This is a genomic window from Paenibacillus mangrovi (assembly GCF_022898935.1).
Lineage (GTDB): Bacteria > Bacillota > Bacilli > Paenibacillales > Paenibacillaceae > Paenibacillus_AQ > Paenibacillus_AQ mangrovi.
In genome coordinates this window covers 474959-495635 of record NZ_JALIRP010000004.1, presented here as the reverse complement: position 1 = coordinate 495635, position 20677 = coordinate 474959, and the positions used below count along the sequence as shown (strand labels likewise).

The following is a 20677-nucleotide window of genomic DNA, read 5'->3' as shown; positions in this document are numbered from 1 at the left end:
CATGGCAGGAAAACGGATACTTTCCGCCAGAACGTCCCGCAAGCTGGAAGGAACGCTGTTTATGGCGCCGTGGTTGATCGGATTTATCGCTTTTTTAGGATTTCCGCTTCTCTTCTCGCTATATATGAGCTTTCATCAAGTTAAGATTTTGCCGAAAAGAATCGTTTACGATTTTGTCGGCTTGAAATATTATCAGGAAATCTTATTCAACAGCTCGGCTTTATACGATCAATTGATTCCTTATTTCCAAGAAGTCGTCATCATGGTGCCGGTTATCGTTATTTTTGCCTTAATGATCGCGATCATGCTGAATCAGAAGCTTCCTGGACGATTTGTATTCCGTGCGATTTTTTTCTTGCCGGTTATATTCTCTACAGGCGCCGTCTTAATGTCGTTTATGAATCAAGGTGAAGGAAACCTCAGTTTCCTCGAACGGTATAATGTTGGCGGTTATATCGATATGTTCCTTGGGGATAATTCATGGGCAAAACCGGTGAAACAAGTCATGAATCATTTTGTTCTGGTCTTATGGTATTCCGGAGTGCAAATTTTATTGTTTATTGCCGGACTTCAGACGATTTCGAGCTCTGCCTACGAATCTGCTCGCATTGATGGTGCAACGCCATGGGAAGTGTTCTGGAAAATAACGCTTCCAGCGATGTCGCCGTTTATTTTGCTGAACCTGATTTATACGGTAGTGGATATGTTTACTTTCCCGTCCAACCCTGTTATTACGCTAATCAGTACGGGCAATTACGGCTATAACAGCGCGATGGCATGGATTTATTTCTTGATTATTCTTGCATTCCTTGGATTCGTCATTTTGCTCTATGGCAGAATAAATCGGAAATATGCCAAATCAGATCGAGGATAAGGGGGGAAGAAGCAAATGTTGAAAGCGAATTTAGCAACGCGCGTCAAACAAAAATGGACGACGAAACGCAGATTGAGCAAAATTCGGTATATGGTGCTTGGCAGAGAAATCAATCAAGGTCTTATTTTTAAATTGGCATTGTATTCCGTATTAATCATAACTTCTTACATTTATATGAACCCGATTATTAAAATGCTCGTGAAGATGGTTATGAGCATCAAAGATTTGATCGATCCGACCGTGATGTGGATTCCATCTTCCATCTATTTGGGCCATGTCGCCGAAGCATGGAAGCTGCTTGATTATCCGAAGTCGCTTGCCGTCAGTTTGTTTATCGCAGTAACGGCGGCAGTGCTGCATTGCATCGCGTGCGGACTTGCGGGTTATGCGCTCGCAAGACTTGACGTTCCATTCAAAAAAACGGCTTTTTTCCTTGTCATATCGGCATTCATCATTCCACCGCAAGTCATCATTTTGCCGACAATTATGGCATATACGGAGCTTGGATTGAACGGGCATCTGCTGACGCTGATCTTGCCTTCCGTGTTCGGTTTCGGGGTGAAGGGTGCTTTATTTGTCATCATTTTCCGCCAGTTTTTCTTGACGCAACCGAAGGCATTGGAAGAAGCGGCACGTATTGACGGTGCCAATGCATTGAAGTTTTATGCCCGTGTAATGTTTCCTTTGGCCAAGCCGGCTATACTTGTCGTGTTCTTGTTTTCATTCGTATGGACGTGGAATGATACGTATTATCCGCGAATGTTCCTCGGAGCAAGTGACAATATGCCTCTGGCGCTGAAAATCTCCTATATCGATCGGAACTTGACGGCGTTTATTCAAGAAGGCGGGTTTCCGGAATTTTTGGCCGAACCGATCAAGATGGGCGCAAGCTTCCTTGTTATTTTGCCGCCGCTGCTGATCTACTTGTTCGCGCAGCGCTATTTTGTCGAGAGTGTCGAGCGTACCGGTTTGGTTGAATAGGAACCTATGAATCCGGAGCTTCCAAGAAAGGAACTGATCGTCGATGCAACAACCGAAAGAGGCAAAAGTCATTCGAGTAACCGATTACGGTGCAAGGCCCGATTCCGGGGAGGATGCCGTATCGTCCATTCGGCTAGCCATTGCTGCGGCCGCCGCAGTGAATGAACCCGTTGTGATCGAATTTCCTCATGGACGATACGATTTGTACCCGGATCATGCCGATCAGGCTCTATGCTGCATATCGAATACGACAACGGAAGAAGAAAACCCGGACAATACGAAAACCTTCGGTCTGCTTCTACAAGGACTGAATCACTTAACGATTGAAGGCAATGGGTCGTTATTGATGTTTCACGGAAAAATGACGTTGCTCGCTGTAATCAGCTGCAGTGACATCGAAATCCGTAACTTGAACACCGACTATGCGCATCCGACTATGGCGGAAATGACGGTTGAAGTTGTCGAAGAGCGAACGATGGACGTTCGCGTTCACCCGGACAGCCGATACGAATTGGAGAAGGATCGTCTGTATTGGATCGGATTGGGTTGGCGGTTCACAAATGGCCTGGCGCAGCTGTACGATCCGGCGAACAATTCAACGTGGCGCGTAACGAATCCGGTTTCGATCGCCGTGAAGGTTGAGGAGCTTGCGCCGAACCGGCTTCGCTTTCATTTTGACCGGAGGCAGGGCGCATCTGTCGGGCAGACGTTCCAAATGCGGGACGGCATCCGGGATCAGGTCGGCGCATTCATTGCCCGAAGCAGTAATGTAATCTTCAAGCAAGTTAGCATGCATTATATGCATGGGCTCGGTATCGTCGGTCAATTCAGCGAAAATCTCGTTTTCGACCAAATGACGTTGGCGCCTCGTCCCGACTCTGGACGAACGGCGGCGGCATTCGCAGACTTCCTTCATCTCTCCGGCTGCCGTGGGCGAATCACAATTCAAGACAGCTTGTTCGAGGGAGCCCATGACGATCCGATCAATGTTCACGGCACGCACTTGCGAATTGTCGGCAAGCCTGCGCCGGCTCAGTTGGTTGTCCGGTTCATGCATGGCCAGACGTTCGGCTTTGAGGCGTTTTTCCCCGGTGACGAGATTGAATTCGTGCGTGAAAGCACATTGCTTGCATATGACAGCAATACCGTCAAGGAGGCCCGGTTATTGAATCCGCGGGAAATGCTGCTGACCCTGGAGCGGCCGGCGCCGGAGCATATCGAGACTAACGATGTTGTAGAGAACGTCACATGGACGCCGGAGGTGGAGATTCGCGGCAATCGTTTCGCGCGCATTCCGACACGCGGCATTCTAGTAACGACGCGGAGAAAGGTGACCATTGAAAACAACGTATTCGAGCGTATGCGAATGAGCGGTATTCTAATCGCAAACGATGCGGGAAGCTGGTTCGAATCCGGCAGGGCGCAAGATGTGACGATTCGCGGCAATACGTTTCTCCAATGCGGAAGCGCCGCCGATCCCGTGATCTGGATTCATCCGGAGAACACGGACACGTCCCATGAAACGCCCGTGCATGAGCATATTGTCATTGAAGACAATACATTCGAGACAATCGGCAATCGTGCAATGGATGCTAAGAGCACCCGCCATGTGCGGTTTAGCCGAAACCGCATCGTAGCCTTGGAACAGGATCATACCCTATCGTTCGTCCGCCTTCACGCTTGCAGCAATGCGGAAATCGGCGGAAATCGCTTCGAAGGCAATGACAGCATGCAATGCGTCGAACTGCATGGTATGCCGCGGGAAGAAGTTTCATTAATAGAAAGTCCGTCAGTAGAACTTCTTGTGGTCTGACGGGGTGTATTGTCCGCAAAGTCAACTCCCGGCCTTTTCTACAGGAACCTATGAAACCGGGGCTTCGAAGAAGCCCCGTATCGGTTCACGCTTATGAATTGTGCAATTGTCATCAGAGTATTTTGCGGATAAGGGGGTGATTCGATATGTGAATATAATTCGATGTCGAGTGCCAGTATACCGATCGTGTACGGTTGTTTTGTAAACGCTGTCTATTTTGCCGTTGAAAGGTCATGATCCCAGTAGGTTCTCTCCAATCTATGTACAAAGGAGCATCGTTAGATGACAACTGTAAAAAGAAAAGGTTATTTAATTATTCTTATTTTTACTGTTCTCGTATCGCTTCTTGCAGGCTGCAGCCAATCCGAGGATAAAGTGGCCGAAAATAACCAGGCCGAGCCGTCTGTTAATACCAATGAAGATCAGCCGCAAGAGTCGAAAGATCAGCAAAAACCGGAAGAAGCGCAAAAACTTGTCACCTTGACGATGATCAACTGGGCAGACGATGAATCATGGGAGAAAGATTGGAAAAAACCGGTGGAAACCAAATTTCCGAACATCAAACTGGAACGATACAACATCATGCCAACGGAGAAGGATTTGGAGGAGCTTTTTGCCGCCAAAAAACTGCCTGATTTGTACTTTGCGCATATGGGACATAAAACAGCACTCGAAAAACAGGAAGTTTTGTACGACATGAGCGATTTAATCAAAACGCACAATTACGACATTGACCGCTTCAATCCTGGATTGATCGATCGAGTCAAAGTCGAGTCCGGCGGGGGAATAGACTTTTTGCCTTTTATCGTCGACCGTTATGCACTGCATTACAATAAAGACATTTTTGATAAATTCGGCGTGCCTTATCCGCAAGACGGCATAACGTACAATGATATCGTCGATCTGGCCAAAAAAGTTACTGGAGAAATTGGCGGGGTCAAATATTACGGACTGCAGTGGGGATGGGACAGTTTCAATACAATGTCGCAGCATATTCCCGTGATTGATCCGGATACGAAAGAGCCGACGTTTCTAACAGATGACCGCTGGAAATCGTTTTTTGAAGTCGTGAAACAAGTGTACGAAATTCCAGGTAATTTGCCTCCCCGCGAGAAATACCGTGAATATATTTATTCCCGCTTTGTCGACGAACGCAATATTGCAATGCTGCCGCTCTGGTTTAATGGCGGACAGTTGAGTGATGCCAAGATGAATTGGGATATGGTCAATTATCCGACTTGGGATGAGAATCCAGGGAAAGTTCCGGGCGGGCTTGCTTATTTTCTGGGGGTGACTTCGTTCAGCGAACATAAAGACGAGGCATTCCAGGTCATTGATTATTTACTGTCCGATGAATATACGATTCAAAGATATCAAGGGAAAGATATTTCTTCCTTGGTTCTGAAGTCGCCTGAGGTACGGCAGCAAATCAAGCCTGATCCGAAGTTCGAAGGCATAAACTACGAGGCTTTGTTTAAGATGGATTTCCATCCGAATCGAACTCAGGTCGAAGAGGATATATTCGGCAAAACCGTTATCGAACACATGGAAGATTTGATTTATGACCATGTCGATATCAATACCCATTTAAGAAAGTTGGACGAAATGGCTAGAACATTGATCAAGGAAATGGAAAAAAAATAAGCTGACCGAAACATTTGAATAGTGAGGGGATATACACTATGAAAACGGTAAAAATGCTTTCATTGTTCCTGATTATATTGTTACTCGCAACATCGCTTGCGGCATGTTCGAGCAAAAACTCCGAAGGGGAACAATCAACGAATAAAGAGCAAAATTCTGCTGCTGCGGGTGAAACTCCGAAACAGGAGGATAAAGACAAACCAGCGGGGACAGAACCGGAATCCAAGAACAAAGAGCAGATTACGCTAAAATTTATGGCGCCTTGGGGCGGAGAATTCGATGAGCGGGTGAAGCCATTTGTTGAAGAGAAGTTCCCTAACATCAAGATCGAGCTCATTAGCAAATGGGTCGGCAAGCAGGAGCTGGAGGAAACGTTCGCCGCGAAGGAAAATCCGGATATTCTGCTGACCACCGGCGGCTTTGAAGTTCTGAAGGACATGGAGCTGCTATATCCGCTGGATGATCTGGCGAAACAAAATAACGTTGACTTATCGGCATTCCGTCCGGGTGTGCTGGAATCGATGCGGGTGCGAGATCCTGAAGGCGAAAACCGTTTATTGGGATTCCCGATGGAAGATATTCAGGTAGCGCTTTTTTATAACAAATCGATTTTCGACAAGTTCGGCGTACCTTATCCAAAGGACGGAATTACCTGGGAAGAAGTTATTGACCTGGCAAAGAAATTGACGGGAGAAAAAGACGGAGTCAAGTACCACGGAATAGCGAAAAATGGCTTATCGATGCCTTTTATGGAGCTTTCGGCAACCGGCACGGATCCGAAGACGGGCGAAGTGTTGTTTTCTAAAGATCCGAAGTTCAAGAAATATTTCGACTTGCTTGATAAGTTTCGCAGTATCTCCGGCAACTGGGACGTAGAAAAGGATGAAGACTTGTATTTCCAGAACCAAACAACAGCAATGGCGATTTTATCCATTACGAATTTAGCTGGTATGCATGGTACCAAAGGGCTCAGCTTCGATATGGTAAAAGTTCCGGGTTGGGCCGACCAGCCGGATATTACGCCAAACTACGCGCCTCTTGCAGTGAGCGTTAATCCGAACAGCGAGCATCTGAAAGAGGCGTTTGATGTGATCGCATTCCTCGCCTCCAAGGAGCATCAAACAAGGCTGCATCGTCATGGTTCGCCATCTCCGCTTGGAGATCCGGACCTTGCTGTTCAGTTTGGCGAAGATCAAATGTCAGGCAACAATAAGCAATACAATTTAAAAGGCATTTATTCAGGAACAAAAGCTGACCCTGTGTACTCCCCGTACGGTCCGGACGCCCTTTACTACGGCGAGAACTATGTGGCCGAAAAGGCTTCGGAATTCATAACGTCCAAAGAAGATGTCGTTACGTTCCTGAGAAAAATGGACGAAGATTATACGATTAAATTGAAAGAGAAGATGAATAAAAAATAACGCTGCAGAGCTCCTGGAACACCAGGAGCTAGCCTTTTTGTCCAGCAACCCAATAAAAGCGCTGCGATGGTAGTCAGTAAGAGGATAGGCTGAACGTACGGCTATGAAACGAATAAATGAGATGTTAGTCGGTATTAAGGAGATGAGACTGCGATGTTGAGCATTTCTGCAGGAAGTTTGAACATTCAATTGGATCGTAAAGGCATGGTAACCGGTCTGACCGATACCACTACCGGTAATCGATATGAATCTGCCAAGCAAATTATATCGCTGCTTCAGGTAGTCGTTGGCGGTCGGATGGAAATGCCAGCACAGGCCGATTATGAAACGGCATCCGGTATTGTGACATTTAAGTTTCCCCAATGCGGGGCGGCCGTGGAAGTTTTGGCCGAAGATAAAGGGCTTTATGCGACTTTCGAAGTGCTGCGTATTGATGGCGATGTAGATGCCGTCATCTGGGGGCCTTACGTCACGACAGTTTCCGGATCGATCGGGGAGTCGGTTGGCGTCGTACATAACGGAACATTTGCCGTCGGCTTACAGGTGTTGAATATGAAGACCGTTGGAGGATGGCCTATCGAGCTTGAAAGAATGGAATTCGTCCAACAAACGTATTCGCATGATGGTATACCAGACCCTGACAGCAAGCTGCCTTCCGACAACAAGTTCGAATACGACGTCTGCGCGGCGTGGCCGACCGTAGGTGGGAGCATGCTGCAGGCTTTTGCAAGAAATCGCACCAAAGTAGCCCGGCGCCCGGTATGGAACTTGCCGGACGTTGAGGTTGCTCCGCTCACCGGCGACGATGCGCAAATCGTCGGAACCAAGATCGCTCTGTTCGGCTGCGCGGTTGACCAAGTTCTTTCGACGATTGAAGCGATTGAACTCGGCGAAGGGCTCCCGCATCCGCTGATCGAAGGAGTGTGGGGCAAAACGTCCCCGGCGGCGAATCAATCGTATTTGATCACCGATTTTTCTGAAGCGACGATGGCGGACGCGGTGCAGTTTACGAAGATGGCTGGTCTAAGCTATGTGTACCACCCCGATCCGTTCGGGCAGTGGGGGCATTTTACGCTGAAGCCGAGCAGCTTTCCAAACGGCGACGAAGGATTGAAGGCGTGTGTTGAGCTGGCGGAACGCGAAGGCGTGCATGTCGGCGTACATACACTTTCCAACTTTACAACACTGAACGATCCGTATGTGACGCCGGTGCCTGATGAGCGGCTGCAAATGGCCGGAAAGGCTCAACTGATTGCGGCGATCGGCATAGAGGAAAATGAGATCGAAGTGAGCGATCCTGCGCCGTTTACGGCGAATTTGTTCCGACGCTCTGCGAAAATCGGCAGTGAGCTGATCGAATACGATGCCGTAACGGGAAGCGCGCCGTGGAAGCTAATCGGCGTACGGCGAGGCGTGAACGGCACGGTTGCCGCTGAGCATGAGGCGGGTGCAGAAATCGGTCGGTTATGGGATCACGCCTATGACGTCTTTTTCCCGAATATCGAGCTGCAGGATGAGTACAGCAGACGGATCGCCGAACTGTTTAGTACGACTGGTTTGAAGCAGATTTCGTTCGATGGTTTGGAAGGTTTGTATGCCACAGGCCATGAGGCCTATGGAGTCAACCGATTCGTCAAGATGTGCTATGACGGCTGGGGGGATGAAGTGATCAACGACGCGAGCATCGTCGTCTCGAACTATTCGTGGCATGTGTTCACGCGCTTTAACTGGGGAGAGCCTTGGGGTGCGGCAACACGCGAAGGCCAGCTCGAATGGCGGCTTAGCAATCAGCGCTATTTTGCCCGTAATTTCATTCCGCCGATGCTCGGATGGTTTCTCGTCCGTTCCGCTTCCGACCGGTTCGAAGCGACGGCACCGGATGAAATTGAATGGGTGCTGTCGAAGGCGGCAGGTTTCGGTTCCGGCTTCGCTCTTGTAGCGGACACCGCAGTGCTCCGGCGAAACGGCAATATCGAGACGCTGCTGGGGGCAGTACGCGAGTGGGAGAAGGCGCGGCGGGCCGGGGCATTTACGCCTGAGCAGCGTGAACGGCTGCGGGAACCAAAGGGTGATTGGCACCTGGAACCGGTTGACGAAGACCGCTGGAACCTGTATCCGGTTCACATCTCGAAACCGCTTGTCTGCGATCCGGCCGAACTGCAGCCAGGCCAACCCGGAGGGGCTGACTGGACTTATTTCAATAAATATGCCGATCAATCGCTGAAGTTTGTCTTACGTGTAAACCCGTCGTACGGCAATGAGGACGCTTTGGTAAAGCGGCCTACTTTGTACACAAGCGGCGTCTATATGACATTCGATGCAGAGATCAAGCCAAATCAATATCTTGTCTGCGAAGGTGGGCGGACCGGCCTCATATACGACCAAAACTGGAATTTGCTGCAGACGGTGCAAGCGTCGGCGGATGCGCCAGTTATTCGAAGCGGTGGTCAAACCGTCTCGTTCAGTTGTAAATTCGAGGGAGATCCGAAACCGTCTGTCAGTGTGAAAATATTTGCTTGGGGCGATCCGGAGAAGGTAGAAGCAAAAGATGAAGTAGTGGGGGCTACACCTGTATGATGAGCGGAACCGGGTGCACAATCGCTTTCAAGTTGACCCAATATGATGGAGCCAATCCGATCCAATCGGCGACATGCGAATGGAACGAATCCAATGATGAACAACAGCTTATGCTGGACGAATCTTTGTGGAATGTCAGTTATGCACGGCAATCGATCGCATCCAATGAAGATGCGATCGATTGTGAAGCAACATTTAAGGTTGTAAAGGGAAACTTGAACCAAGCGAATGTAGCAGTTGGTTTGAGGCTTGACAGTTGGTCACAGGATAACTACTTGTTGATGCCTGCGGCGGCATATAACGGTAACCGCTTTCGGGTAAGTAAGCAACAATATCCTCCAATGCTGGAACATGAAGATGAGATAGGTGTCGATATTCCGACGACGATTACCGATGTGCCAAGACTCAACCTGGATGAAGGGCCATCGAAAATCGAATTACGAACGGGAGACTTGGCGACGCCTGCTGTCGGCTGTTTTTTACATCAACAGAAGAAAGGTTTGCTGCTGCTGACGTATCAAGGAACGGCTCTTGGTGATTCAGGAATGACAGTAGAAGAAAGCGGCGACCGTTCGGAGGCGATGATCTCGATTTCTGCCCCTGCGGTTCGAAGCAGTAAATACAGTATGTGTAATTCGAAAGAGCTTTCCGATGATCGAGGATACGATTTTCATGAACTAGACGAGGTGACGATCAAGTTCAGACTTTATGTTTTCGATTGTCCCGACATTCCGACGTTATTCGATTATTTCTCAAAGACTCGCAAAAGTTTGACCGGTCCTAACGAGCTAAGGCATGAAATTCCATTCTCAGCCTCATGGGATATATTGGAGGAGAAATATAACCGGGACAATTGGCAGCGCGACTTCGAATTTTACCGGTCATCGACTTCGCCGGATCCCACTTTTGGCGAATGGCAAACCGGGTGGGTCGGAGGGGCGATAAACACGTACCCGATGCTCGCCATCGGAAACGATTTATCCAAAGAACGATCGGTTAAGACCTTGAATTTTCTGTTCGACACGGTTCAGGCGCCTTCCGGATTTTTTCATGGCATTTATTGCAAGGGAAATCGATTAGGCGACGCTTTCCGCCGACATGATGAAACATCAATTGTGCTGCTGCGCAAAAATGCGGATGTCCTGTACTTCATGACAAAACAGCTCATGCTGTTGGAGAAATTAGGCGAACCGATCCCGGCCGGCTGGAAAGAAGGGTTGATCCGGGCCTGCGACGCGTTCGTTCGGCTATGGGACAAATACGGTCAATTCGGTCAGTTTGTGGATCTGGAAAAGGAAGAAATCATCATCGGGGGTAGTAGCAGCGCGGGGATCGCATCTGCAGGGCTGTCACTCTCCGGGCAATATTTTAACCGTCCTGATTACACCAACATAGCGAAGCTATCCGGGCAACATTATTACGATCATTTCGTGAAGCAAGGAGTTACGACCGGCGCGCCAGGTGAAATATGCCAAAGCCCGGATAGTGAATCGGCGTTTGCCTTGCTCGAGTCTTATGTTGTTTTATATGAAACGACTGGCGACCGCAAGTGGCTGGGTATGGCCGAAGATACGGCCAAACTATGTGCGACATGGGTTGTGTCTTACGATTTCGAGTATGCCGAAGAAGCGGAATTTCGCAAGCTCGATTTGCGTTCAACTGGCGCGGTCTGGGCAAGCGTGCAGAATAAGCATGCGGCGCCGGGAATTTGTACGTTCTCGGGTGCTTCCTTATTTAAGCTGTATCGTGCGACAGCGAATGAATTTTATCTGGAGCTGCTCCAAGATATCGCACATAACCTGCCGCAATATATGTCCAGAGAGGATCGGCCGCTTCGTATATCCTGGGGTGGAAACCGCAATGGAACGACGTACTCGCCTCTGGGTTGGATGGGAGAGCGGGTCAATCTGAGTGATTGGGAAGGGAAAGAAAATATTGGTGAGGTTGCTGGCGGCTCTTGCTGGTGCGAGGTTTCTTGCATGTTGACGTATTTCGAGGTTCCGGGTGTGTACATTCATTCGGATACGGGGTACATTTGCGCAATCGATCACGTGGATGCCGAAGTCGCCCACAACAATCCTGAAATGATGACGGTGAAGCTGATCAACCGTACGAACTTCACGGCAAAGGTCAAAGTTTTCGTCGAGAGTACGTCGGAGATGGCGAAGGTATTAGGTGAAAATGCTTTGCTCGATCATCGAACGATTGTGATCGAGCCAGCCTCAGACTATACGTTAACGATCAATAAATGATATAACACATTAGGTCAAAAGAGAATCAAGCGACAAAAGGAGAGTATGCTGCATGAATAAAGAGATGAATCAGCCGCTTCGGGAGCGGTTGTTGATGGATTCCGATTGGAAATTCGCCTTGGGCCACGCCTCAGACATCAAGCGTGACTTCGATTATTGGAAAGGCAAGCCGTTTGCCAAGCAAGCCGAAGGGAGAGGCGCTATTCACCCCGATTTTGACGACAGTGATTGGAGAGAGGTCTGTCTGCCGCATGATTGGGCGGTGGAGCTGGATTTTGAGCATTCGTCCGACAATGACATCGATTATCATGGATATAAACCGATCGGGAGACCCAATCCGGCGACTTCAATCGGATGGTACCGCAAGCCATTTTCTGTTTCGCCAGATGATAAAGGTAAGCGGCTGTCCATCGAGTTCGATGGCATATTCCGCGACAGTCAGATTTGGTTGAACGGCTATTATTTAGGTCGCCATGAAAGCGGATATACCAGCTTCCGCTTCGATATTACCGATTGCGTCAGCTTCGACGGACCGAATGTGCTTGTCGTTCGTGCCGATGCAAGCCAAGTGGAGGGATGGTTTTACGAAGGGGCCGGCATTTACCGGCATGTTTGGCTGGTCAAAACAAACCCGATGCATGTCGCGCACTGGGGAACGTATGTCGTTTCTGAAGTTGGCGACGGATTCGCGGAGCTAACGCTGCATACGACGATTGTTAACGAAGACGATCTTGGGAATACAGGCACGATCGAGTCGGCGATCTATGATGCTGACGGCCACTGTGTTGCAACAGTTCAGTCGGAGACACAACCTATTGGGGCGTGGAAGGAGCAGGAATTCATCCAGCGCGTTCGCGTGGAGCAGCCTCGGCTATGGGACTTGGATTCGCCGCATCTCTACCGTCTCGTGACGACAGTCAGAGAAGGCGAGGCTCCAACGGATGTTTATGAAACATCGTTTGGCGTTCGCAGCATTCACTTCGATCCGGATCTTGGCTTTTTCCTGAACGGGCGGCATGTGGTGATCCAAGGCGTTTGCTGCCATCAGGATCATGCCGGAGTAGGGGCGGCGCTGCCCGACCGCTTGCAATATTACAGAATCGAGAAGCTGAAGGAATTCGGCGTCAATGCATACCGGACATCGCATCATCCGCCGACGCCGGAACTGCTTGAAGCGTGCGACCGATTGGGGATGCTGGTCATGGATGAGCACCGGCAAGTGGGCGTTGGCGAGGAGATTGCCAATCAGTTGCGCAGCCTGGTAAGGCGCGACCGGAACCATCCCAGTATCATTCTATGGTCGATTGGCAATGAGGAGGGCGGAATTCAGGATACGGAAGCCGGTGCCCGCGCCGCAAAGACAATGAAACGGATCGTACATGAGCTTGATCCGACGCGTCTTGTGAGCTATGGCGGAAATAACGGTGGACAGAGCGCAGGGATTAACGGCGTTGTAGATGTGCGAGGCTGGAACTATTGGAAAATCGGCGCGAATTTAGATGAATACCATAAGGAACATCCACAAACGCCTATGATCGGCAGTGAAGAAGCGAGTACGCTGTGCACGCGAGGCATCTATGAAAATGATGAGCAGCGAGGATATGTCTCTTCCTATGACGAGAATTTCCCCGGCTGGGGATCTGGTAGCGAGGAATGGATGAACTATTATGAGAAGCGGCCGTATCTGGCCGGTGCTTTTGTATGGACGGGATTCGATTATAGAGGTGAGCCGCTTCCTTACCGCTGGCCGTGCATCAGTTCGCAATTCGGCATTATGGATACATGCGGTTTTCCGAAAGACAACTACTATTATTACCAGTCTTGGTGGACCGACCAGACGGTTCTGCATCTTTTCCCTCACTGGAATTGGACGGGCAAGGAAGGACAGGACATCGATGTGCGCTGTTTCAGCAACTGCGAGGAAGTGGAGCTGTTTCTCAACGGTCGCAGCATCGGTCGAAAACAAATGCCGCATTTGGGGCATTTGAGCTGGATGGTGCCATACGAGCCAGGCGTGCTTTTGGCCAGAGGATACCGAGATGGGCAGGAGATCGCAAGCGTGACCAAAGAAACGGCAGGCGCTCCGTCAGAGCTGCGGCTTCTTCCCGATCGCATTGCAATCAATGCCGACGGTGAGGATGTGTCATGTATCGCTGTACAAATCGTCGATGATTTAGGCAGAGTCGTCCCTATTGCTGACAATGAAGTGGTGTTTACCGTGTCTGGACCAGGAGTGCTGATCGGTGTTGGCAATGGAAACCCAAGTAGCCACGAACCGGATAAGTATATCGAACCAGGCGCGGTTTGGAGGCGGAAAGCGTTCAATGGTCTTTGCATGGCTATCATCCAATCAACGCAACAAGAGGGTGTGCTGTGCATTACGGCGGAGTCGACCGGACTCGCTGCTGCCAAAGTAACGATCGATACAAAAGCTTGCACATTACGTCCCTCGGTACAGCAGGTTGAAGCTGCTAATTTGATTTTTTGACAATTGATAATGAATGAATATGAGCCACGCGCTCATTTGACGCTAACGTTTTGTTAGCGTCTTTTTCTTTTCTGATGGGATGCTAGATCGTTCGAGTTAAGCAAGTTTACAAAGAATTTACCTTCAGTTGATATGTGGATAATGTTGCGATTGCATAATGTGAATGTACTAAAAACAACACAAACACACAAATTACCAAAATTTTGGAGGAGAGAACAACGTGAAAAAATATCGTTCATTGAAAACAGCTCTAGTCATAAGTGTGATGGCTTTGGGAATATCGGCATGCGGCTCTGCACAGCAAACGGCTCCCCCTTCAAACGACAGCGCAGCGCCAGTAAAGGAAATGACGCTTGAGGAGATTGAAAAGCAGGCGAAACAGGAAGGGAAGGTTGTCAGTCTCGGAATGCCCGACAACTGGGCCAACTGGAAAGGAACCTGGGACGACATTACAGCCAAATATGGATTAACCCACACAGATACTGATTTGTCCAGTGCAGAAGAAATCGCCAAATTCGAAGCGGAGAAGAACAATCCGACGGCCGATATCGGCGATGTCGGTATTTCATTCGGACCGATCGCAAAGGACAAAGGGGTAACGATGCCTTATAAGCCCACACACTGGAACGAAATTCCGGACTGGGCGAAAGACAAGGATGGGCACTGGGTGGTTGGTTATCAAGGAACGATTGCTGTGATCACCGATAAAAATCAGGTAAAAAATCCGCCGAAAACTTGGGACGACATACTGAAAGGCGATTACAAGGTTTCGATCACGGACGTAACCAAAGGAACGCAGGCACAAATGGCTGTATTGGCGGCGGCGATGGCGTATGGAGGAGACGAGCACAACATTCAGCCAGGTTTGGACTTTTTTGCAAAATTGGCCGAGCAGGGTAGATTGTCTACACTAGAAATTAATACAGGGGTTTTGGAAAAGGGAGAAGTGTCCGTTGCATTGCTGTGGGATTTTAATGCTCTGGGCTATCGCGACCAAATTGATCCTAACCGTTTCGAAGTCAGCATTCCTCAAGAAGGCAGCGTCGTCAGCGGGTATACGACGATCATTAACAAGTATGCACCTCATCCGAATGCGGCCAAGCTTACACGGGAATATATTCTGAGCGACGAAGGACAGATTAACCTGGCGAAAGGTTATGCCCGCCCGATCCGCGAGAACGTGAAGCTGCCGGATGATGTTGCCAAGAAACTGATCCCTGCTGAACAATACAAAAATGCGAAGCCGATTAAAGATTACAAGGCGTGGGAAGAAACATCCAAGCAATTGCCGCTCATGTGGCAGGATCAAGTATTAATTCATATGAACTAATTTTCATAGATTGACGGAAGGATAGGTGAGGGTTATCCGAATGCATCGCAAGGTAACGCTGTTTGCCATCATTGCTCTGCTACCGTTCGCCCTGCTTGTCGTCGGGTTCTTGATGCTGCCTTTGATCGCCATGATCCATGACAGCTTCCTCTCCGCCGACGGCAGGACATATACGCTCGAGCAGTATATTACCGCTTTGACCAGTCCTTATTATTCTAAAGGTATTGTCAACAGCTTGAAAATCTCGCTCTATTCCAGTGTCATCGGCATGATTATCGCGTTCGTTGTCTCGTATTCCATTACGCGAATGCCCAAAAAGATTCAAAACTTTATGATTACATTTTCCAATTTGACGTCCAACTTTTCCGGCGTACCGCTGGCGTTTGCCTTCATTATTCTTCTTGGCAACAGTGGACTTTTTACACTCCTGTTCAAAGAATGGGGATGGAATATGACGGACACGTTCAGCTTGTATAGCTGGAGCGGACTGGTCCTCGTTTACGTTTATTTTCAAGTCCCGCTGGCCATTTTGCTGCTCTATCCGGCTTACTCCGGCATTCATAAGCAGTGGCGTGAATCGGCCGCCTTACTCGGCGCGTCGAATCTCCAATTTTGGTTGAGGATTGGAATTCCTGTGTTATTGCCAAGCATTGTGGGAACCTTCAGCATCCTATTTGCCAATGCGATGGGAGCCTATGCAACAGCTTATGCACTCGTAGGAAGCAACTATAATTTGTTGACGATTCGTATCGGCTCGCTCATTGCGGGTGACGTAGCCACACAGCCTCAGCTCGGAAGTGCACTCGCCGTTATTCTGGGTCTGATGATGCTTGGGGCGATGTGGATCAATGAACGCCTGATGCGGCGGTTCAGGAGAGATTTGCAATGAAAAATAAAAGATGGTTGTCATTACTCGTTGTTTCTGCAGCATTTATTTATCTTGTATTGCCTCTTGCAGCAACCTTTATGTATTCAATTGCGAAAGAATGGAGCCATACGGTGCTCCCGGTTTCCTATACGTTAGATTGGTACAAGGAATTGTTCACCGATTCACGCTTTTTAGCGGCTGTCGGGAGAACGCTAACTGTATCTGCAATCGCGCTCATAGCGAGCGTTGTCACGATGTCGGTGACGGTGTTTGTCGTATATATGTATCTGCCGAAGCTGGAGCGCTTTCTGCAAGCCATTACGATGATTCCATTCGCCGTTCCGGGTGTCGTTGCCGCCGTAGGATTGATTAAAGTGTACTCCAGCGGTCCGATCGTGCTATCTGGCACCATCTGGATCCTGGTCGGCGCCTATTATGTGTTGATTATCCCTTATATGTATCAAGGCATCCGCAACAGCTTGCGAACGATTGATGCGAGAAGGCTGATGGAAGCGGCCGAAATACTCGGGGCAAGCAAAATGAAGGCATTTTTGCAAGTCGTCGCGCCTAACATCATGGGCGGAATAATCATTTCCGCTTTACTATCGTTTTCAATCTTGATCGGCGAATTTGTGATGGCTAATTTCCTCGTTGGCGGAAGCTATGAAACGATCCAAATTTATTTAATGCGGCAGTTGAATCAGAACGGGCATTTATCGAGTGCCATCGTTATTGCATACTTCACGATCGTGTTGATGATTTCCTGGCTGATGCTGAAGCTGGGTACACGTTTCAATAAGAAAGAAGAAAACAAGGAGAATGCAGCATGAGCTATGTACAAATCGATCAGGCATTTAAGCAGTTCGGGAAATCTGTTGTACTACAGCAGGTATCTCTGAACGTTGAAAAAGGGGAGCTCGTCACCTTGCTCGGACCCAGCGGCTGCGGCAAGAGTACGCTGCTGCGCTGCATAGCCGGATTGGAATCGCTAGACAGCGGTACAATCAGCGTGAACGGCAAGGATATATCTCAGCTGCCCCCGCAGCGCCGGAATGTAGGCATGGTGTTTCAATCGTATGCCTTGTTCCCTAATATGACCGTCTTCGACAATATTGCTTTCGGCTTAAAAATGCAGAAGCTGGCGCGTGAACAAATTACAGCAAAAGTGAACCAAGCGATTGAACTGGTACATTTGTCCGGCAAAGAATCATCCTATCCGCATCAGTTGTCCGGCGGCCAACAGCAGCGCGTCGCTCTTGCCAGAGCGCTTGTCACGGAACCGGATATTCTACTTCTGGATGAACCGCTCAGCGCGCTGGATGCCAAAATCAGAAAAAGCTTGCAGAGCGATCTCCGAAGCATTCAGCGGGATTTAAAGATGACGATGATTTTTGTTACGCATGACCAGGAAGAAGCCATGACGATTTCAGATCGTATCTTTGTCATGAATAACGGGGAGATTGCCCAGCAAGGCAAACCGGAACACATTTACGCTTCCCCTAAAAATGAATTCGTAGCCCGTTTTATTGGCAGTTATAACGTGTTGACGGGTAGGGACCTGATCCGCTTAACGGGTCAATCGATGAAGCCCGGAACGTATGCGATTCGTCCAGAGGTTATGGAGCTGCATCCAAGCGGCGAGGCGCACACTTTTACGCATGATCGCGGACTATGGCTCGAAGGAGTTATCTCGAGCATGATCGTTCGCGGTAATGTTCGTAGATACGAGGTTCAGTCACAGGATGTGACCCTGACGATTGACGAACTGAATGTTCCGCACAAAGTCGCTTTTGACGAAGGAATGTTGATAAATGTGCGGATTCCTGAAGCGGCATGTACTTTATTGGCGTAGAGGGGGATCTTGATGTCAGTCTTGTCCGTAGAACGAAAAACCGAAATTCTTGATCGACTGCATGCATATGGAAAGGTCAATGCAGCCGAATTGGCCCGGCTTTTTAATGTATCAATGGAAACGATCCGGCGGGATCTGGATGTTCTGGAAAAGGAAGGGCATCTCAAGCGTGTGCACGGCGGTGCTGTGAAAGTCAATTTTCAACTGGGAGAACCGCCATTCGTTCAGCGCAGACAGGTACGCCAGGACGAAAAGAAGAAAGTGGCACAGCGGGCTGCACAACTGGTCAATGACGGCGATACGATCGTGATGGGCGGAGGAACGACGATTTTAGAAATGGCTTATTGCATTCGCGGTGTCAATAAGGTAACCATCCTGACCAACTCATTGCCTACGGCCAATGTCTTACTGGATTCGATGAATCAAGGATTATTTCATGGCAAAGTGATACTGCTCGGGGGGGAGCTGAATGAGGAACAATATTCGTCTCGCGGGACGTTATGCGAGAAAATGTTGGATTTGTTTTGTGTAAACAAAGCGTTTATTTCACCCGGGGGAATTTCGCTTTCAGGAGCCACGGAATATACTCTAGAAGAGTCTTCGTTTTCAGCAAAGATGATTCAGGTCGCCAAAGAAACAATCATCCTCGTGGATCATTCTAAGATTGGTGTAGAAGCATTGTGTAAATTTTCGCAGCTGGAACAGATTCACGCGATTGTGTGCGATCAGGAGGAGCCGGCATCATGGAAGTCTTATCTGGAAAACATCGATTGGATCATCGTGGACGAAACGGCTGCAGTATAAAAATAAATTACAAACAGAAATCAACAGAATGGGTGAAAAACTTTGCAGCAAATCAAAGGTATTTTGTTTGATAAGGATGGTACATTAATGGACTTCTATTCCGGCTGGGTGCCGGTGGGGACCGGAATAGCCGATCTACTGGTTGAGGATGTAGGCTTGAAGGATGATCCTTCGGCCAAGGCAAGCTTGCTTGAATCCATCGGTTTGCATGGGGACACGATCGACCCGGCAGGGATACTCGCAGGAGGCACGACTCAGGAGATGGCGGAAGCATTCGTTCGCGTGCTGCGGGATAAGCAGGTTAATCCGGATAAACTGGAACATCTGGAGGATTGGCTGACCAGGGAGCTTCATCAGTTGACGTTGTCTAATCGGCACAATTTAAGGCCAACAGCGGATTTGCATCTTTTGCTTGGGAATCTTCGCCGCTATGGGTTGAAACTCGGCATTGCAACGGCGGATGACCTCGAATCGACGAAATTTTTTCTGGAGCTTGCGGGTGTCACTGATTATTTCGATTTTATCGGGACATCGGATTACTACGAGAAGAAACCGAATCCATGTATGCTCCGTGCTTTTTGTGAGGTTGGCAATATGAGTGCAGAAGAGGTTGCAGTAGTAGGCGATACCGTGACGGATATGCGATTTGCCAGAAACAGTGCGGCGGGTGTCGCGATAGGCGTGCTTTCTGGTGTCAGCGGCATTCCTCAGCTGCAGGATGCCGATCTTGTAATCCCCTCTGTTGCAGACATCGTTCAGGCGGACGGACGATTGATTTGGCAGCATGACTAGGAGGAGAACACAAAATGAAGATTGGTTTGGAGACTGAAAGCTATCACCTGCAGTTTATGACAGGAAGAATGGATATTTTTCAATTTATCGGAAAAACGGCCGAGCTGGGCTTGGACGGCGTCATGATCAATATCGTGAAATGGCCGAATCTGCCTGGATGGGGTACGCTTGAATCGTTTGAACCTGAATATTTAAAAAGGGTGAAGGCGGAAATTCAGAAATACGGATTCTTCGCTGAAATTGACACGAATGGCACGGATCCGGTGCATTTGAAGCAAGTTATTGAGGTAGCTCATCAGATTGGGGCCGATGTGATTCGGACGTACACCTGCCTGGGCACATATGATGCAGAAAGACTGAAGCAAGCTCCCGAAAACATTCAGCAAATTGTGCCTATACTGCAGAAATACAGAATAAAACTCGCTGTAGAAAATCATGAGGAAGAGCTGACGAGCGAGGTCATTCGAATCATTGAGGAAGTCGATAGCCCTTGGGTACGTGCGCACTGTGATGTCGGTAACGCGATGATGGCCTGGGAAGACCCGGTTGAAGCTGTTAAAAGATTGGCGCCTTATGCATTCACAACCCATTTCAAAGACCATATTATCGTTCATGACGGCGACGATTATCGGGTATGCGGCGTTCCTGTCGGGACCGGCAACATTGATTTGGAGCAAATCTTCCAAATTCTTGTCGAGCAGTCGACGTTGACACGTATTAATGTAGAAATGTGCTTTCCTTATGCGACTTCCTTCAAAAGGGTCCCGGGAGCGGGCGGCGTGTTCGCCGTTGGCGAAGGCGCGTTTAAAGTTGAGCAACCTCCATATGAATTGTCCTTTATCAAGCCGCTGGATTATTATGAGCCACCACGGAAACTTCTGGAGAAGATGATTGAAGATCAAGCAAATGGGGTCGAGCAATCTGTCAAATATACGTTGGCTCTAAGAGATAAATATTGCAGGTAACTTTTGATTACAATCG

General features: G+C 48.8%; 15 protein-coding genes. All 15 read left to right on the top strand.

The genetic code is table 11. The annotated features are described in order from the left end of the window. Position 1: 1 nt before the first annotated feature. The 15 genes from MUG84_RS12945 (at position 2) to MUG84_RS12875 (ending at position 20661) form a co-directional block, all read left to right on the top strand. A complete protein-coding gene (locus MUG84_RS12945) occupies positions 2-874 on the top strand; it encodes a carbohydrate ABC transporter permease (protein WP_244725422.1) in 873 nt (290 codons plus the stop codon). A gap of 15 nt (positions 875-889) precedes the next feature. Beyond that, a complete protein-coding gene (locus tag MUG84_RS12940) occupies positions 890-1855 on the top strand; it encodes a carbohydrate ABC transporter permease (RefSeq protein WP_244725421.1) in 966 nt (321 codons plus the stop codon). A 43-nt stretch (positions 1856-1898) separates the two neighbouring features. Then, positions 1899-3668 carry a right-handed parallel beta-helix repeat-containing protein gene (locus MUG84_RS12935; RefSeq protein WP_244725420.1) on the top strand — a complete coding sequence of 590 codons (1770 nt, stop codon included), beginning with the start codon at positions 1899-1901 and terminating at the stop codon, positions 3666-3668. Between the two features lie 282 nt (positions 3669-3950). Beyond that, positions 3951-5312, top strand: a complete 1362-nt coding sequence (locus MUG84_RS12930) for an ABC transporter substrate-binding protein (protein WP_244725419.1) — start codon at positions 3951-3953, stop codon at positions 5310-5312. 38 nt (positions 5313-5350) lie between these two features. Then, positions 5351-6733: an ABC transporter substrate-binding protein gene (locus MUG84_RS12925; RefSeq protein WP_244725418.1), complete on the top strand. Its 1383-nt coding sequence runs from the start codon at positions 5351-5353 to the stop codon at positions 6731-6733. 153 nt (positions 6734-6886) lie between these two features. Further along, positions 6887-9310 (top strand): hypothetical protein, encoded by a 2424-nt coding sequence (locus MUG84_RS12920; RefSeq protein WP_244725417.1) that lies wholly within the window; start codon positions 6887-6889, stop codon positions 9308-9310. Continuing rightward, on the top strand, positions 9307-11562 hold the full coding sequence (locus tag MUG84_RS12915) for a hypothetical protein (protein WP_244725416.1): 2256 nt from the start codon (positions 9307-9309) through the stop codon (positions 11560-11562). Before MUG84_RS12920 ends, MUG84_RS12915 begins: the two co-directional genes overlap by 4 nt. Positions 11563-11614: 52 nt before the next feature. After that, positions 11615-14050, top strand: coding sequence for a beta-galactosidase GalA (gene galA, locus MUG84_RS12910; protein ID WP_244725415.1), 2436 nt, complete (start codon positions 11615-11617; stop codon positions 14048-14050). Positions 14051-14270: 220 nt separating this feature from the next. After that, positions 14271-15380 (top strand): ABC transporter substrate-binding protein, encoded by a 1110-nt coding sequence (locus MUG84_RS12905; RefSeq protein WP_244725414.1) that lies wholly within the window; start codon positions 14271-14273, stop codon positions 15378-15380. Between the two features lie 40 nt (positions 15381-15420). Further along, positions 15421-16269, top strand: coding sequence for an ABC transporter permease (locus MUG84_RS12900; protein ID WP_244725413.1), 849 nt, complete (start codon positions 15421-15423; stop codon positions 16267-16269). Further along, positions 16266-17078 (top strand): ABC transporter permease, encoded by an 813-nt coding sequence (locus MUG84_RS12895; RefSeq protein ID WP_244725412.1) that lies wholly within the window; start codon positions 16266-16268, stop codon positions 17076-17078. Before MUG84_RS12900 ends, MUG84_RS12895 begins: the two co-directional genes overlap by 4 nt. Continuing rightward, a complete protein-coding gene (locus MUG84_RS12890; RefSeq protein ID WP_244725411.1) occupies positions 17075-18100 on the top strand; it encodes an ABC transporter ATP-binding protein in 1026 nt (341 codons plus the stop codon). The genes MUG84_RS12895 and MUG84_RS12890 overlap by 4 nt, the downstream gene beginning before the upstream one ends. Positions 18101-18112: 12 nt before the next feature. Further along, positions 18113-18904, top strand: a complete 792-nt coding sequence (locus MUG84_RS12885; protein ID WP_244725410.1) for a DeoR/GlpR family DNA-binding transcription regulator — start codon at positions 18113-18115, stop codon at positions 18902-18904. A gap of 42 nt (positions 18905-18946) precedes the next feature. Then, positions 18947-19696 (top strand): HAD family hydrolase, encoded by a 750-nt coding sequence (locus MUG84_RS12880; RefSeq protein WP_244725409.1) that lies wholly within the window; start codon positions 18947-18949, stop codon positions 19694-19696. Positions 19697-19710: 14 nt separating this feature from the next. Beyond that, positions 19711-20661 carry a sugar phosphate isomerase/epimerase family protein gene (locus MUG84_RS12875; RefSeq protein ID WP_244725408.1) on the top strand — a complete coding sequence of 317 codons (951 nt, stop codon included), beginning with the start codon at positions 19711-19713 and terminating at the stop codon, positions 20659-20661. The last annotated feature ends 16 nt before the right edge of the window (positions 20662-20677 follow it).